The organism is Flavobacterium gillisiae, assembly GCF_900107635.1.
GTDB classification, from domain to species: domain Bacteria; phylum Bacteroidota; class Bacteroidia; order Flavobacteriales; family Flavobacteriaceae; genus Flavobacterium; species Flavobacterium gillisiae.
The window spans coordinates 180,902-197,467 of the sequence record NZ_FNRD01000004.1 but is presented as its reverse complement, the minus strand read 5'-3'; the positions used below and the strand labels follow the sequence as shown (position 1 = coordinate 197,467).

Sequence of the window (16,566 nt, the reverse complement as noted above, 5' to 3'; positions counted from 1 at the left end):
ACAAAGTTGCCATTCAATTTGGAAGAAATTTAGAATTTTTAGGCTTTCGCGAAAGTAAATTTCAAAACATCGATTCGGTTTTGGTTTAGAATTGCACTTTGAATTGATGAAGTTGGTCTTCAAAAGTATAAGAAACAGTCCAATTATTAGTGGTTGCAATTTTCTGGATAATCGCTAAGCCCAAACCATTTCCGTGATCAGAAGGATTTGATTTTGAAAAACGATTGAATAATTTATCGGTAATCAATGCTTTCGATTGTCCCGAATTTGAAAAAAACAAAGCAGCATGGCTGGTATTTACTTCAATAATACCGCCAACTTTATTGTGCTTGATAGCATTAAGGAACAAATTGCTAATCATAATTTCGACCAATACTGGATTCGATTGTACGATTGGATTTTCAGTTAAGTGTAATTGAATCGTTATGTTTTTGGCAGCAGCCTGTTCTGTAAAAAAGTCAATATTTTTGTGAATGACTTCCTGGATAGTAATCGTTTGTTTTTGACTATAATTATCATTTTCTAATTTAGAAAGTAATAGTAAATTCTTATTCAAACGTGTCATGCGACCAATAGCTTCGTTTATAGAACTGAGTTCTTGGTATTGGTTCTCGGTAAAAGTAGCCGTTTGTACAAAGCTGTCTATTTTGACCTGAAAAACGGCCAAAGGGGTTTGTAATTCGTGTGCGGCATTCTCAATAAATTCCCTTTGTGAACGGTAGATTGAGGTGTTTTTGACAATTAATTTTTCAAGACTAGCATTCAAGCGCTTGAACTCAGCTATAGTGGTAGCAGGGAATTGTGGCAAATTAGATTTATCGATTTCAAATTGTTCAATTTGCGCAAGCGTTTTATAAAAAGGCTTCCAGAGTTGGACTGATAATCGTTTAGTAATCACAAACAATCCAAGGAGTAGGAGGGAGATAATGCTTAAAAACAAGATGGCAATGCTTTTCATTAAATCCTCGGTTTCTACTAAACTGATTCGCCCCATGTAAGTGTATGGCTTGTTTTCTATAGTAATTGTAGCATTTAATTCGCGGTACGGTTCGATCTCATTGTCTAAAATATCGTGGTACGATTTATAAAACAGTGTGTCGGTTTTTATGTTTTTAAAAGCTGTTATTTTACTGTTTCGATTGTATTTATTCCAGTTAGCTATTTCGTTCGCTTTTAATGTTGGTATAGTAAATTTTACAAACTCATTTTTATGCAAAATAAGCGTATCATCCGTCTCATCAATGTATAATTTTTTAGTGCTATAATAGAATAAAGGCGCTGAAACTAATAATAGTAACACCGAGAAAAGCACATAAGCTTTGGAGGTTTTATATAGTAAGTTTTTAGTCATTTTGCCATTTATATCCCAGTCCGTACACTGTTTTTATATAATCGTTGCAACCGGCATCCTTGAGTTTATTTTTGAGATTTTTGATGTGTGCGTAAACAAAATCGTGGTTGTCGAGCATGTCTGCCATATCACCCGAAAGGTGCTCAGCAATGGCACTTTTGGACAGTACTTTGTTCAGGTTGCCTATTAAATACAGCAATAAGTCAATCTCTTTTTTGGTTACGGCAACGTGCTTTTTTTTGACTTTTATCGCTTTCGAAAGGGTGTCAATTTCGATTTCGTTGAAAACAACAAGGTTATTACCATTAAAATTTTTACGTCTAATTAAAGCTTGAATGCGCACTAAAAGTTCTGATAAATGAAATGGTTTTGTCATGAAATCATCGGCACCAAGTTGGAAACCTTCTATTCTAGTTTCTAATGTTTCTTTGGCCGAAATGATGATGACGCCTTCGGTTTTGTTCTGCTTTTTAAGTTGTTCTAAAACCGAAAATCCATCGCCATCAGGCAACATCAAATCCAGCAAAATACAATCGTAATCGTAGTTCGAAATCTTATCAATAGCGGCTTGGGTAGTCGCAACCCATTCGCACACAAAATCGTTTGTAGTCAAATAACTGAGCATGCTATTGGCTAGATCTTTTTCGTCCTCAATTAATAATAATTTCATAGCGACAAAGATAAGTATTCAATTTAGAAGAAATTTAGAATGTGTTTGATACAAACAAAAGATACATTTTTCTGCAAAAAAAAACGGTATTTAACTTTAGATTAAATACCGTTTTTAATAATTAAAATGCAGTTTTATCGAATCGCTTTTACAAATTCCGCAATTTTTCCAGTTCCTACTTCGGTTAAGTGCTGGATAAAAGCACTACCTATAATGGCGCCTTTGGCGAATTGTGTCGCTTGGTTAAACGTTTCTTTGTTGTTGATTCCAAAACCAATTACTTGTGGGTTTTTCAAATTCATGTCGGCAATGCGTTTGAAGTAGGCTTCTTGTGTGCTGCCAAAACCAGATTGTGATCCCGTTACACTTGCAGAGCTTACCATATAAATAAATCCGTTAGAAACGCTATCTATAAAAGCAATGCGCTCGTCAGAAGTTTGTGGTGTAATTAGGAACACGTTGATTAGGCCGTATTTTTCAAAAGTGGCTTTGTATTCATCAGCGTATACATCAACTGGAAGATCAGGAATGATTAACCCATCGATACCGATTTCAGCACATTTCTTGCAGAAATTCTCTATTCCGTACTGCAACATTGGGTTGAAATAGCCCATGATTATCAACGGAATCGAAACTGATTTTCGAATGTCTTTTAGTTGGTCAAACAAAACTTGTGTGGTCATTCCGTTGTGTAATGCCGCAGTGGAGCTGGCTTGTATTGTTGGGCCATCAGCCAATGGATCGGAAAACGGCAATCCAATTTCGATCATGTCTACGCCATTTTTTTCTAAATCTTGAATGATTTGAACGGTGTCAGTTAAGCTAGGATATCCAGCAGAAAAATAGATAGAAAGTATCTTTTTGTCTGCCTGTAATTTTTGATTTATTCTATTCATTTTTATTGTTTTATCAGATATTGAATCTGTTTGCAGCTTTTTTATTTAATCGGTTATACTTTGGCGCTGTAAGCCCATACCATTTGTTTGGATTGCAATGGCACTTCAATTCGGGTATAAGAGTTTCCTTCGTAAGTATCAGAAAGGGAGAGTTCTTCTAACGTTAGTTCATACACTATTCCATGAATTGAATCTTCATTATCTTCGGTAGGAACGATAATTGGATAGGTTTCTATTCCGAATTCTTCTTCAATTTGTATTTCTTTTACTGCATATCCTGATAATTTTTCTGGAACCCCTTTTAGGATTCTTCCAAAAACTGTTTTTTGTACTTCTTCTTCTCGTAGGGAACCGTAGGCAAATAAATTTTCCATTTTTTTCTATTTATAATTTATTTTTAAATCTGATCTTCTTGTGTGGATTGCGTTAGGGATGGAAGCGGCATCTCCCGATTTAGAAAAACAAGGCGATTGCCGTAGTTTTTGTTAATCGGGAATATAGCGGACAGCCCGCCCGCTTGCCCTGAAACTTTTTTCAGGGTACGCGGGAACGCCCTAAAAATAATTCAGGATCAATCCATTTTACAATTTAAAGTAGTCAATATACGTATTTAAATCTTTGTCGCCACGTCCAGACAAATTAATCACAACAATATCCTCTGGTTTGAATTTCATTTCGTCGAGAACGGCAAAGGCATGAGCGCTTTCAATCGCTGGAATAATTCCTTCCATTTTAGAAAGTTTTAGTCCCCACTGCATTGCTTGTTCATCAGTAATCGAAATAAACTGTGCTCTTCCTGAGGCGAACAAATGCGCGTGCATAGGTCCAACACCTGGGTAATCCAATCCCGCCGAAATAGAATACGGCTCGGTAATTTGGCCATCTTTAGATTGCATTAATAAAGTCTTGCTACCATGAATAACACCTACTTTACCCAACACAGAAGTCGCAGCGCTTTCACCAGAATCCACTCCGAGACCTGCTGCTTCTACAGCGATGATATTCACATCTTCGTCATCCAGAAAATGGTAATAGGCTCCGGCAGCATTGCTTCCGCCACCCACGCAGGCAATCACGTGATCCGGGTTTTCCTTCCCTTCTTTCTCTAATAATTGTTCTTTTATTTCCTTAGAGATCACCGATTGGAAACGCGCCACCATATCTGGATAGGGATGAGGTCCTACCACAGAACCAATGATATAATAGGTGTCGATTGGATTGTTAATCCAGTCGCGAATTGCTTCGTTTGTCGCATCTTTTAGGGTTCTAGATCCTGAAAGTGCGGGACGAACTTCGGCGCCTAGCATTTTCATACGCGCTACATTTGGCGCCTGACGCTTGATGTCAATTTCGCCCATATAGACGATACATTGTAATCCCATCAAGGCACAAACAGTTGCCGTAGCTACGCCGTGTTGACCGGCACCAGTTTCGGCAATAATACGGGTTTTCCCCAAACGCTTGGCAAGTAAAATTTGGCCAATAGTATTGTTGACTTTGTGTGCGCCAGTATGGCATAAATCTTCTCTCTTCAAGTAGATTTTTGTATTGTATTCTTTAGACAAGCGTTCCGCAAAATAAAGAGGAGTTGGTCGTCCTACATAGTCTTTTAAAAGCGCATCAAACTCTTCTTGAAAGCTAGGTTCTGCGGTTATTTTTAAATATTGCTGGCGTAATTCTTCAATATTTGGATATAACATTTCAGGAATGTAGGCTCCTCCAAATTCACCATAATAGCCTTTTTCGTTTACGTGGTATGACATTGTTTTTATGTTTAAGGTTAAAGTTTCAAGTATTGTTGAAGCTCTCTAACTAATTTTATGTTTTTTAATCCCGGCGCTGTTTCAAATTTACTATTTACATCGATAGCATAAACAGGTAAATTCGTTTTTAATATTTGTTTAACCGCATCTAATTCTTCGATTCCTATACCACCACTTAGAAAAAAGGGTTTTGTCGAAGGATAATTTTCTAATACTTTCCAATCGAAAGTTGTTCCATTTCCGCCAGGTAATTTTCCTTTAGTATCAAAAAGGAAATAATCGCAAACAGCTTCGAACGGCTCTAAAACGCTAAAATCAAATTCATCTTGGATCGAAAACACCTTGATGATTTCGATGCCTTTTGGAAGTTGGTTTCGCAACGCTTCACAAAAGTCGACTGATTCTTTTCCGTGCAACTGAACTGCCTGTAAATCATGTTTCAATACTTTTTCGACAATAACAGCTGCTGTTTCATTTACAAAAACACCAACTTTCTTGATAGACTTGGGTAAGTCTGGAATTATACCGTCAAAATACCGAGCCGATTTTTCCCAAAATATAAAACCCATATAATCGGGCAGGAGTGATCCCACTTCGAGTATGTTATCAGGGTATTTCATACCGCAGATTTTTGTCCCCACCCCGGCCCTCCCCGAAGGGGAGGGAGACGTTGCGTTGTACTTGTTTGGGTTTGTCATTGTCTTAATTTTTTATCACAAAGTTCACGAAGAATGCGCTAAGTTCGCTAAGGGTTTAACAATTCTTTTTGTTCTCAGCCTTAATTTAGTTTCATAATAAATTCCTTCGCTGCTTTTCCTGCATTATCCGTTTTCATGAAGTTTTCGCCTATTAGAAAACCTTTGTAACCAAATGGTTTTAATTCAGTTATCGCTTCAATCGATGAAATACCACTTTCGGAAATTTTCACAAATTCATCTGGTATTTGCGAAGCCAGTTGTTTGCTGAAGTCTAAACTTACTTCAAAAGTTTTTAGATTTCTATTGTTCACACCAATCATATCGAGAGTTGGCATAATCGATTTTTCCAATTCTTCTTGATTATGTACTTCTAATAGTACTTCCAGTCCTAAACTCTTTGCAAATTCCGATAAAGATTTTATCTCTTCTCGGGTTAATACGGCCGCTATTAGTAAAATTAAATCGGCTCCATAGGCTTTGGCTTCCAGGATTTGGTATTCATCTACAATGAATTCTTTTCGCAATAGCGGAATATTTACTGAGGCTCTCGCCAAAAGTAAATCATCTAAAGAACCACCAAAATACTTTCCATCTGTCAATACCGAAATTCCACAAGCACCAGCACTCTCATATCCTTTTACGACTTCTTCCACCGTGAAACTATAATTTATCTCCGCTTTTGAGGGCGAACGTCGTTTGTGTTCTGCAATAATTCCAGAAGTACTATTTTTTAAATTTTCACTTAATGAAATGGTCTTTTTTGAGAAAAAAACGGAGGCTTCTAATTGAGAAACGGGGATGATAGATTTTTTGAGAATAACTTCTCTTCTTTTATCAACTATTATTTTATCTAGGATGTTCATTTGTTTTATTTAAAGTTTTCCTTGTTTAAGGTCTAAAGTTGATTAACGTTCCACCAACTTTAAACCTTAAACTTTAAACTATTTTATTTACTTAACTCTTGTAATTTATTCAAGGCTTTTAATCCTTTTCCAGACAGCAAACTTTCTTTAGCTAATTCAAATCCTTCGAGCGGGGTACATTTTGTTACCGTTGCGATGGCCATTCCGGCATTGGCACAAACCACATTGTTTTGGGCTTCAGTTCCTTTTCCGGAAATGATGTCGGTAAACATTTGGGCTGATGCTTCGATTGTTTTTCCTCCCTCGATTTCACTTTGAGCTAAGAGACTAACGCCAAAATCTTCTGGATTTAGGATTCCTTCCATCGAACTAGTGATAATCTTTGTAGGACCAGTTAATGAAACTTCATCATAACCATCTAATGAATGTAGAATGGTTACATTCACATGCGTATTTTGATATAAGTAAGAATAAATTCGAGCCAGTTCCAGATTGAAAACTCCTACCAACTGATTCTTTGGGAAAGAGGGGTTTACCATCGGCCCCAGCATATTAAAAAAGGTTTTTACGGCTAATTCCTTTCGGATTGGACCTACGTTTTTCATAGCAGGGTGAAATAAAGGAGCGTGTAAAACACAAATACCCGCTTTGTCGATACTTCGTTCTAAGAAATCAGCATCATTACTGAATTTGATTCCCAGTTTTTCCATTACATTACTAGATCCCGAAATAGACGAAACTCCGTAATTACCATGTTTAGCCACTTTTACACCTGCTCCTGCAGCTATAAAAGAGGCTAGGGTAGAAATATTGAAAGTGTCTTTTCCGTCACCACCTGTTCCACATAAATCAATTGTATTGTAATCTGATAAATCAACGCGGATGCACAAGTCCAATAAGGCTTCCCTAAAACCAGAAAGTTCTTCGATGCTAATGCTACGCATCATAAAGACCGTAAGAAATGCGGAGATTTGACTTGGATTATAACTGCCGCTGGAAATATTGACCAAGACTTCTTTTGCTTCGGCCGAGGTAAGCATTTCGTGATTGATTAATCTGTTTAATATATTTTTCATTTTGTTATTTTGTTATCCTCCCCCCGGCCCCCTCCGAAGGAGGGGGTGACTGGATGGTTAAACTTTGTCTTTAAACTTTGTCTTTAAACTTTGTCTTTAAACTTTATGTGTAAACTATGTGTTGAAACCTTGTCTGCAAACATTTTTTGTAAACTTTGTCTTTAAACTTTGTGTTGAAACCTTGTCTGCATTGTTTATCTGCAAACTATGACAGTAAATAATTATCAATTATCTATATCCGTTTTGGCTCCCCCTCCTTCGGAGGGGGTTGGGGGGAGGATATTCACCCAATTTTCCAATATCTTTTTCCCGTTTGGAGTCAATACACTTTCTGGGTGAAATTGTACCCCACGTACGTCAAACGTTTTGTGACGTAACGACATTACTTGACCGTTTTCATCAAAAGAAGTCGCTTCCAGCATTTCAGGCAATGTTGCATCGACAACCCAAGAATGATAGCGGCCCACTTCAAAATCTTTTTCTAGACCATCAAATAAATGTTCATCATTTACAGATTGTGTTACCATTGTGGCAACGCCATGATATACCTTGTCTAGATTTGATAGCGTTCCTCCAAAGACTTCTCCAATGGCTTGTTGACCTAAACACACTCCAAGAATGCTTTTGGTAGCGCCATATTTCCGAATCACATCTTTCAATAGTCCGGCCTCATCAGGAACTCCAGGACCAGGCGAAAGTAGAATCTTATCAAATCCTGCAATCTCATCGATATCAAACTCATCGTTTCTATACACCGTGACTTCACACTCTAAATCTTCCAAATAATGAACTAGATTGTAAGTGAAACTATCGTAATTATCTATAACTAATATTTTTTTCATTTTGTTTTGTCATTGCGAGGCACGAAGCAATCTCACGTTACTATTTTTTTTAGAAACAACTTACGAGTTGTTATTACTTTATATTGTCTCTGCCAAGTCCAGTGCTTTATTCAGCGCAAGGAGTTTATTGTACACTTCTTGCATTTCACTTTCTTCATCTGAACTGGCAACAATTCCGGCTCCCGCTTGGGAATGTAATTGATGATTTTTGCTCAGGAATGTTCGAATCATAATTGCATGATTGAAGTTTCCTTCAAAATCCATAAATCCTATAGCACCACCGTAAAAATTACGGTTTGTTTTTTCATATTCTTCGATGAGTTGCATCGCTCTGTGTTTTGGCGCCCCGCTTAAAGTTCCAGCTGGAAAAGTATCGGCAACTACTTGCATAGTCGTTGCTTTTTCATGTAAATGACCAGTTACTTTAGAAACCAAATGGATTACGTGCGAGAAAAACTGTACTTCTCTATATTTCTCTACATTTACGTTATGGCCGTTGCGACTCAAATCATTTCGAGCCAAGTCGACCAACATGACGTGCTCACTATTTTCTTTTTTGTCTTCGGATAATTGTTTAGCAAGAATGGCGTCTTTTTCATCATCACCGGTTCGCTTGAAAGTTCCGGCGATAGGATGTATTTCAGCTTTACGGTCTTTGACGATAATTTGCGCTTCGGGCGAAGACCCAAATATTTTGAAATCTCCGTAATCAAAGAAAAATAAATAGGGGGAAGGGTTGATGCTTCTCAACGCTCTGTACACATTGAACTCATCACCTTTGAAACCTTGTGTAAATCTTCTTGATAAAACCAATTGGAACACATCTCCGCGGAAACAATGCTTTTTGGCCAAAGCCACATTATGTTTGAACTCTTGGTCTGTTAAATTTGAAAAACCTTCGCCTTCTTTCGAAAATTTATAGGAAGCAATATTTCTCGATTGTAATAATTGTTCAATTTCAGAAATGTTGTTTTTTCCATCTAAACTATGGCAAAATATATAGGCTTGATTTTTAAAGTGATTGATTGCAATGATATTTTGGTACACCGCATAATATACGTCAGGAATGGTATTGCTGTTTTCTTTTTTGGCAATGTTTACTTTCTCAAAATAGCGAACAGCATCATAGGAGATGTACCCAAATAAACCATTATTAATGAATTTAAAGTCGTTTTCTTCTGATTTAAACTGAGCAGAAAACTCTTGGATTACTTGAGGAATGCTCGTGTTAGCATCGATAGCTATTTTTTCTTCAGTGCCGTCTGGGAACGTTTTGTAAATCGTTTCGTTTTCTATTTTTATAGAAGCAATTGGATTGCAACAGATGTAAGAGAAACTGTTGTCACTCCCATGATAGTCGCTACTTTCTAATAAAAGACTGTTCGGAAATTTATCACGTATTTTTAAATAAACACTAACAGGTGTTATGGTGTCCGCGAGAATTTGCTTGTATTTTGTGTTAAATATAAAAGATTTCAATTTTTTTAAATGTTTAAGGTTTAAAGTCTTAAGTTATTTTGAGGATAAAATGAGCATAAAAAAAAGGCTTGTCGTGATGACAAGCCTTTTATATTTATAGTTGATAATACCATAGGAGCTTAGTTCACGACGTTTGACGTAAATTGTTCCACCACCAAGTATTGTTCATTGTTATTTTCATACTACAAATATATAAAGGTAATTTGGTTTAACAATCGGAAAGGAATAAAAAAAAACTAAAATATCAGTCTTTTTTGTTAAATTACTATACTGATTGCAATAAAAAGCCCCAGCAATTGCTTGTTGGGGCTGATGTATTTATTTTGGAAAATATTAGAACTTTAAGGCTACAGCCAATTCAAATTCATTTGAAATTGCTTTGTCTCCTAAATTGTCAAAGAAACTTCCTGAACCATATTTAATGTCATATTTAGTTCTGTCAACATTGAAAGCTGTTGTAGCAGTATTTCCGTTTACAGTAATGTCAAATGTTACTGGATTTGTTTTATCCTTGATAGTCAAGTCTGCAGTTACAGTATATAAAGTTTTAGATTTGGTTGCGATAGTTTTGAATACTAAAGTTGCTGTTGGGAATTTTTCAGTTCCAAAGAAATCTTCTGATTTCAAGTGACCGTTTAATTTTCCTTGGTATTCACCAGTAAGGTCTGTAGCAGTTAATGAAGTCATATCAACAGTGAAAGTTCCTCCAGCTAATTTGTCACCTTTGAAGATTAAAGTTCCCGCTTTCAAATTTACAGTACCATTATGTTGTCCAGTTACTTTTTTTCCAACCCAGTTGATTGTACTTGCAGTTGCGTCTACTTTTTTAGTTTGTGCTGATGCGGTTGCTGTTGCGAAAACTACTACTAATGCTAATGCAATTGATTTTAAATTTTTCATGTGTTTAATTTTTTTGTTTGTATTGAATTTTGATTGTTATTATAATGTGATAAATAAATCTTCGTTTGATTTTCTAACTTTCTTGTAATGTTGAGAGTCATCTTCATCATGTCTGTAACCCAAGGTTGCTATTAAAGAAGCATTAAGACCTAGTTTTTCTAATCCTAATATTTCGTTTACCTGCTCAGGAACAAAGCCTTCCATAGGGGTAACGTCAATTTTTAATTCGGCAGCTGCATTTAGTAAGTTACCCATTGCTAAATAGGTTTGCTTTGACGCCCAAATGTTTTTTGAATCTTTATCTAGAGTTACTATTTTTGATTTCATAAAGTCTGAGTATCCATTTAATGAATCAATAGGGACGTTTCTTGTAGTACTTATATTTTTTACATAACTATCAATAGATTGTTCCGCAATTTGAGTTTCGTTTGCAAAAACGATAAGATGTGAAGCTTCAACTATTTGAGATTGACCCCAGGCAGCAGGTCTGATTTTAGCTCTTAATTCTGTGTTTTCAACAATGATAATTTTGTAAGGCTGTAATCCATAAGAAGAAGAACTTAAACGGATAGCTTCTTTTAAAGTATTTAAATCTTCTTTGTTTATTATTTTGCTGGCATCAAATTTCTTTGTTGCGTATCTCCAATTTTGGTGTTCTAAGAAAGTGCTCATAATTTATATTTTATTGATTTCTGTATTTTTCTAATAATGTATTTAATTGCTCTAATTCCTCTTCATTTAAATTTTTTGAGAAATAATTGCCATGCTCCGTTACTTTAGGGTCTAGTTCATGTAAAACGTCCAATCCTTTTTGAGTAATCAAAACCTCTATTTTTCTTCTGTTTTCTGGACAGACTTTGCGGGTAACCAGTTCTTTCAATAATAACTTATCTACCAGACGGGTGGTGTTACTCGTTTTGGCAATCATGCGTTCCTGAATGACACTCATATTAGCAGGGTTCCCTTTTTGGCCTCTTAATATCCGCAATACATTATATTGCTCTCCAGATAACTCATACGGTTTTAGAACTTCATTGAATTTCTCATTGATCACGTTTTCGGTATACATTACATTTAAAATAATTCGATTTGAATTATTCAAAACGGCTGTAGTTTTTATGATATCTTCAATTTTCATACCAGTATGTTTTTTATTTGTTGGTACAAATGTAACACTTATTTTATTTGTATATACAAATATTTTCTTGTTTTTTTTGTTAAATTTTTAATCTAGCATTACAAAATAGCTTGTATTACATGATTTAACTATTTGTATTTTAGTGTTTTAGTTGGTAGTTTTGAAGGTTAGGCGTAGTTGTTTTTTTAGAGATGCTGATAGGAGTTATAAAAAACGAACCTCTTTTAAATCGTTTTTAAAGAGGTTCGTTTCCATTGTTTTATAAAAGAGTAAGTAGTATTTAGACGTTTACATAGCTGCCAATTATTGTAACTACTGACTTTATCGTCTAGCTTTATTGGTCTCAAATAGAGTTTAAAACTATGTCCTTTCTGTGCATCTCGCTTTAGCTTTTAAAAAATGTTAACACCGCAGATTCGCAAATTTTAAAATAATTTGAGAATCTACGGTATATATTAGCAATACAACATGCAGACTTTAAGTCTGACAACCAAATATATGGACTTTAAGTCCATAGTGGTTTAGATTTTTTAGGGTGCCGATTTCTCTATTAAAAACGAATACATACAAAATTTAAACTCGCAGTACACCGCGGAATCCTCTGGCTGCATAATACGAATCGGCGCCATTGTGATACACAAAAACAGTATTGTAGCGAAAATCACAAAAGAGTGCGCCTCCTAATTTTCTAATTTCGTCTGGTGTTTTTATCCAACTTGATGTCTTGGTGTCAAAATTACCTAGTTGCTGCAATTCCCGATATTCTTGTTCTGTTAAAAGAGAAATTCCCATGGCTGCAGCCACATCAAGGACATTATTTTCTGGTTTGAATTTTTTTCTTGATTCTAATGCTTCTTGGTCATAACAGTAGCTTCTGCGGCCTAGTGAACTTTCTGCGGCACAATCATAAAAAAGAAATTCGTCTGTTTTTTTGTCCTGACCTACAACATCCGGTTCGCCGCCAGTGCTTTCCATTTCATGGAGCGACCATAGTTTTTCTGGATTGATTTCCAGTTTTGCTTGTATCTTTGTCCAATCCAGATCTATATGACGGTTTTTGTTTTTCTCAAAACGGGTTTGTAGTACCATCAGTAGTTCTCGACTTTGTTCTGGTGCTAACTGTTTTTTAGTACTCTTTGTCATAAGGTGTTATTTAAAGGGGCTTAAGGATATTGCAATTAGCTAACTCTGACTATTTAGAATTTCATAGATACTATTGGAAGCGTTGTTTTGATCCTTTCGATTTTCCATAAACTGAAAGCCCGTTTTTTCTAATAACTTTTTAGAATTCTCATTTTTATGGTGTGTGAAGGCTTCGATCTTGTTTAGTTTTAATTCATTGAATCCAAAATCAATAACGCAATTTAGCGCTTCAGTCATAATTCCTTTATTTTGGAATGTAGGATTAAGACCATAACCTACTTCGGCAATGGTATTGTTCTCGGAAATATTCCACAAACAAATTGTTCCTATAAGTTGAGGTTCGTTTTTATAAATGATGCCCCAAGTTACCGATTTATTATTGTGGTAGTCCTGTGTTATTTCATTAATAAATTGGAGTGCTTGATCGAGTGTTTTTGTTTTTCGATGTTCAGGTCGTTCGATGAATTGATTAATTGTTTCGTCGGAGCGTAAGTATAAGATAACTGCATCATCAGATTCTTCCAATTTTCTTAATAAAAGACGTTCTGATTTTATTTCTGGAAAAGATTCGAAGTTCATTTTTGTGTCGTTTTGTGCAGAACGAATATAAGAAATAAACAGGTATAATTAAAAATAGCTTATTGAGAGCAATAAGTAGTTTGAGTATAAAATTTCCTTTAAGACAAAGGAGGAAGCTGTGGTAGCTTTAGGTCTACGTTTTTGATAATGAATTATTTGTGCGGTAGCAGAGTTATGAAGAATAAGACCCAGAACAAAAAAAAGCGGTTTGGGTGCATACCCAAACCGCTTTAGCTCACCTAATTTTAGTTACTAATCAATTAAAGTAACTAAATCTTCTTTACTTTTTCTCACTTTAGTAAGATTAACTAACCAGTCATTTTCAGTGTCTCTGTAACCTACAGGAAGCATAACACAACTTCTAAGTCCTTTGGCTCTTAATCCTAAAATTTCATCCAATGCATCAGCATCAAAACCTTCTAAAGGTGTACTGTCAACTCCTTCGAAAGCAGCAGCAGCAATAGCTTGCGAAAATGCGATGTAAGCTTGTTTAGCGGCGTGGGTAAAGTTTTCCTCCGCATCCTTTTGCGGATAAAGATTTAAAAGCATTTGACGGTAATTTTCCCAACCTTCGTTTTTAAAACCACGAATGGTGTTTGTCAAATCAAACATTTTGTTAATTCTTTCCGCTGTATAAGTATCCCAGGCAGCGAATACAAATAAGTGAGAACAATCAGTAACAACGGATTGGTTCCAAGAAATAGGTCTGATTTTCTCTTTTAATTCTTGATTTGTGATCACAATTACTTCAAATGGTTGTAAACCACTTGATGTAGGAGCAAGTGATATTGCTTCAATAATGTTGTCAATTTTTTCTTGTGATACTTTCGTACCATTCATCGCTTTAGCAGCGTATCTCCAATTTAATTTATCTAATAATTCCATATTCTTTGTTTTTATTTTTTTGTTTTATTCTAAATTTTTGTTGTCTTCTGTTAGTATTTTAATCCATTCATTTAGCATCTCTTTTAACTGCAGCACATCGGATAGGTTGATGTTTTCAGTAAGCAAGACTTTGATGAGTTTGTCAGGAATAGGCTTTGCTTGGTCTTTTAAGCTTTTTCCTTTTTCTGTAAGTTGTACAATGACACTTCTTTCATCTGTAGTGGAACGATTGCGTTGCAGGAGTTCCATTTTTTCCATGCGTTTTAGCAATGGCGAAAGAGTATTGGAGTTCAGTAGTAGCTTCTCGGTAATCTGATTTACAGAAAGTTCATCGTTTTCCCAAAGTACAATTAAGACCAAGTATTGTGGATAGGTAATACCCATTTCGTCTAAATAAGGTTTATAAGCCTTAGTGAGGAGACGGGAAGCGGAGTAGAGCGGGAAGCAAACTTGACTGCTTAATTTTAATTGTGCATCGTCCATATTAGTCTTCTATTTTACGATTTCTCCAAGCTTGATAGGAACCTGCTGACCACAATGCCCATGCGATAAGTACCGGTTGGAAAAATAGACGTATTAAACGTGCTTTATCTGAATTTAATGCTCCAAAAGCATCTTTGTGATCTAAGTATTGCGCAATATTTCCTGGAAACACTAAAACGAAAAATAGTGCCAATGCCCAACCGAAAGTTGCTCGTTCCTTTTTCCAAAAAGCCAAACCGAGTCCCAATGCCATTTCTACGATACCTGATAGTAGTACCACCAAGTCTTTGCCTAGCGGAAGCCAGTCTGGAACTTGTGCTTGAAAATCTACTCTATTAAAAGTAAGGTGACTGAACCCTGCATAGACCATAAAAAAGGCTAATAGTATTCTGAAAATATTTTGTGTCAATGTTGTTTCTATGGTTTTACTCATTTTTTTTAATTTAATCGTATGCGTTTATATCGTGCACGATGCAAAGGTAGTCAATTGTTTTGTATCCAATAATTTATTGGGAAAATATTGTGTGTTTATCTAATTAAGTGATGATTGATTTGAAATCTACAATAGCTTTAGAGAGATGTATCGTAAGACTTAGACTCAGTTTCGTTCATTTCCTTTTTTATTTGTTTTCGATGGCTATATCTAGCCAATAATCCCATAAATAACCCAAAGAATAAAAAGTGAAATAGAAGTTTAAGTATTTCAAAGTCTTGTCCATCAGAATAGTCAAACCCTGCCATAAGTGTTGTGTAAACTAGGCCAGATAGTAAAAACGATTTTATAAATATTTTATTTTCTGCTTTCATTTTTCTAATTTTATACTTCGCTTCCGCACTAAAGGATTCGCATGTGAGCGGAGTTGTCTACAGTATTTTACTTAATAATATATTGTTATTTCAGAATTCGGAAAAGTCAATTTATTATTTCCAGGATAAAAACCGTCCATAGATGGTAAAGCTTTTAATTTTGCAATCATTTCTTTTTTTTCAATTTTTGAAATTTCATTTTCACAATTTTCAGTTTCTTTTTCATAATTAACTTTTCCATTTGATAAATTATAATCAAACGACATGAAGTAATCACAAGGAGAGCCATAACTTACTGCTGCTTTGATTAATTGAAAATCTCCACTTTGATATTTAAATGTATGAGAATAATTCCATTTTTCGCGGCTACCTCCAGAATGATTAACTATGATACAATTTCCTTCAACCGAAATTCCTTCGAATGGGTCTCCCATCATTCCTCCGTGTTTACTTGGTAGTATTGCTCCTACTGATTTATTCCATAACAGCCATTTATCATTGTTCTTTTTGTAAATGTATATTTGTCTCTCTGTTCCAAAATCAGTTTCCTTTTCAGTATCGTAAACTATAACTTTTTCTGGAATTTCATCTTCATCTAAATCTCCTTCTACTTCATAAAAAGTTTTAAAATATTTTGGAGTTTGTATTATTTCTGTTTTTTTATCCTCCTGACTTTTACAAGATATAAATGAAGTAAGAATTAGAAATAAAATAGATGTAGATATGCGTTTTTCCATATTATAGGTAACTTGTCGTTATAGGGCGAGCGTGATATATTATTAGTATAACTAATATATAAAAAAAATTAGTATAAATGATTTAGTAGATTTTATCTTCCGTGAGGGATTTTCAACAGTTTGTTCCACTAGTACTGAATTCGCGCGTTGTCATTGCGAGGAACGAAGCAATCCCATCCTGCTACTCAACTTGTGTGCCTTTGTTAGTGAGATTGCTTCGCTTCGCTCGCAATGACAAACGCTATAGTGTTTTGCG

At 35.3% G+C, this 16,566-nt stretch carries 20 protein-coding genes; all 20 read right to left on the bottom strand.

Annotated elements, in window-relative coordinates:
- Positions 1–85: 85 nt before the first annotated feature.
- Positions 86–1,351 carry a sensor histidine kinase gene (locus BLV35_RS07510; protein WP_091087295.1) on the bottom strand — a complete coding sequence of 422 codons (1,266 nt, stop codon included), beginning with the start codon at positions 1,349–1,351 and terminating at the stop codon, positions 86–88.
- Complete coding sequence (locus BLV35_RS07505; RefSeq protein ID WP_091087292.1) at positions 1,344–2,021, bottom strand: response regulator transcription factor; 678 nt, start codon at positions 2,019–2,021, stop codon at positions 1,344–1,346. The genes BLV35_RS07510 and BLV35_RS07505 overlap by 8 nt, the downstream gene beginning before the upstream one ends.
- A 134-nt stretch (positions 2,022–2,155) precedes the next feature.
- Complete coding sequence (gene trpA / locus BLV35_RS07500) at positions 2,156–2,917, bottom strand: tryptophan synthase subunit alpha (protein ID WP_091087289.1); 762 nt, start codon at positions 2,915–2,917, stop codon at positions 2,156–2,158.
- A gap of 53 nt (positions 2,918–2,970) precedes the next feature.
- Positions 2,971–3,291 (bottom strand): gamma-glutamylcyclotransferase family protein, encoded by a 321-nt coding sequence (locus BLV35_RS07495; RefSeq protein ID WP_091087285.1) that lies wholly within the window; start codon positions 3,289–3,291, stop codon positions 2,971–2,973.
- Between the two features lie 207 nt (positions 3,292–3,498).
- A complete protein-coding gene (gene trpB, locus BLV35_RS07490; protein WP_091087282.1) occupies positions 3,499–4,680 on the bottom strand; it encodes a tryptophan synthase subunit beta in 1,182 nt (393 codons plus the stop codon).
- Between the two features lie 17 nt (positions 4,681–4,697).
- The gene (locus BLV35_RS07485) at positions 4,698–5,321 is read right to left on the bottom strand and encodes a phosphoribosylanthranilate isomerase (protein WP_449403927.1); all 624 of its coding nucleotides are present in this window, start codon (positions 5,319–5,321) and stop codon (positions 4,698–4,700) included.
- 137 nt (positions 5,322–5,458) lie between these two features.
- Positions 5,459–6,241, bottom strand: coding sequence for an indole-3-glycerol phosphate synthase TrpC (gene trpC / locus BLV35_RS07480; RefSeq protein WP_091087279.1), 783 nt, complete (start codon positions 6,239–6,241; stop codon positions 5,459–5,461).
- A gap of 83 nt (positions 6,242–6,324) precedes the next feature.
- On the bottom strand, positions 6,325–7,317 hold the full coding sequence (trpD, locus tag BLV35_RS07475) for an anthranilate phosphoribosyltransferase (RefSeq protein ID WP_091087275.1): 993 nt from the start codon (positions 7,315–7,317) through the stop codon (positions 6,325–6,327).
- Positions 7,318–7,541: 224 nt separating this feature from the next.
- A complete protein-coding gene (locus BLV35_RS07470) occupies positions 7,542–8,159 on the bottom strand; it encodes an anthranilate synthase component II (RefSeq protein WP_091087272.1) in 618 nt (205 codons plus the stop codon).
- Positions 8,160–8,237: 78 nt separating this feature from the next.
- The gene (locus tag BLV35_RS07465; RefSeq protein WP_091087268.1) at positions 8,238–9,638 is read right to left on the bottom strand and encodes an anthranilate synthase component I family protein; all 1,401 of its coding nucleotides are present in this window, start codon (positions 9,636–9,638) and stop codon (positions 8,238–8,240) included.
- A gap of 333 nt (positions 9,639–9,971) precedes the next feature.
- Positions 9,972–10,538 (bottom strand): YceI family protein, encoded by a 567-nt coding sequence (locus BLV35_RS07460; protein WP_091087264.1) that lies wholly within the window; start codon positions 10,536–10,538, stop codon positions 9,972–9,974.
- Positions 10,539–10,577: 39 nt separating this feature from the next.
- Positions 10,578–11,210: an NAD(P)H-dependent oxidoreductase gene (locus BLV35_RS07455; RefSeq protein ID WP_091087261.1), complete on the bottom strand. Its 633-nt coding sequence runs from the start codon at positions 11,208–11,210 to the stop codon at positions 10,578–10,580.
- A 10-nt stretch (positions 11,211–11,220) separates the two neighbouring features.
- Positions 11,221–11,676 (bottom strand): MarR family winged helix-turn-helix transcriptional regulator, encoded by a 456-nt coding sequence (locus tag BLV35_RS07450; protein WP_091087256.1) that lies wholly within the window; start codon positions 11,674–11,676, stop codon positions 11,221–11,223.
- Between the two features lie 573 nt (positions 11,677–12,249).
- Positions 12,250–12,819, bottom strand: a complete 570-nt coding sequence (locus BLV35_RS07445) for a DUF4256 domain-containing protein (RefSeq protein WP_091087253.1) — start codon at positions 12,817–12,819, stop codon at positions 12,250–12,252.
- Between the two features lie 39 nt (positions 12,820–12,858).
- Entirely contained in the window at positions 12,859–13,398 is a 540-nt protein-coding gene (locus tag BLV35_RS07440; protein WP_091087249.1) for a GNAT family N-acetyltransferase, read from the bottom strand.
- A 252-nt stretch (positions 13,399–13,650) separates the two neighbouring features.
- On the bottom strand, positions 13,651–14,283 hold the full coding sequence (locus BLV35_RS07435) for a nitroreductase family protein (RefSeq protein ID WP_091087247.1): 633 nt from the start codon (positions 14,281–14,283) through the stop codon (positions 13,651–13,653).
- 24 nt (positions 14,284–14,307) lie between these two features.
- Positions 14,308–14,766 carry a MarR family winged helix-turn-helix transcriptional regulator gene (locus BLV35_RS07430; RefSeq protein WP_091087243.1) on the bottom strand — a complete coding sequence of 153 codons (459 nt, stop codon included), beginning with the start codon at positions 14,764–14,766 and terminating at the stop codon, positions 14,308–14,310.
- 1 nt (position 14,767) lies between these two features.
- Positions 14,768–15,199 (bottom strand): DoxX family protein, encoded by a 432-nt coding sequence (locus BLV35_RS07425; protein ID WP_091087239.1) that lies wholly within the window; start codon positions 15,197–15,199, stop codon positions 14,768–14,770.
- A gap of 137 nt (positions 15,200–15,336) precedes the next feature.
- Entirely contained in the window at positions 15,337–15,573 is a 237-nt protein-coding gene (locus BLV35_RS07420) for a hypothetical protein (protein ID WP_091087235.1), read from the bottom strand.
- A 71-nt stretch (positions 15,574–15,644) separates the two neighbouring features.
- Positions 15,645–16,310, bottom strand: a complete 666-nt coding sequence (locus BLV35_RS07415; protein ID WP_091087231.1) for a hypothetical protein — start codon at positions 16,308–16,310, stop codon at positions 15,645–15,647.
- Positions 16,311–16,566 lie beyond the last annotated feature (256 nt).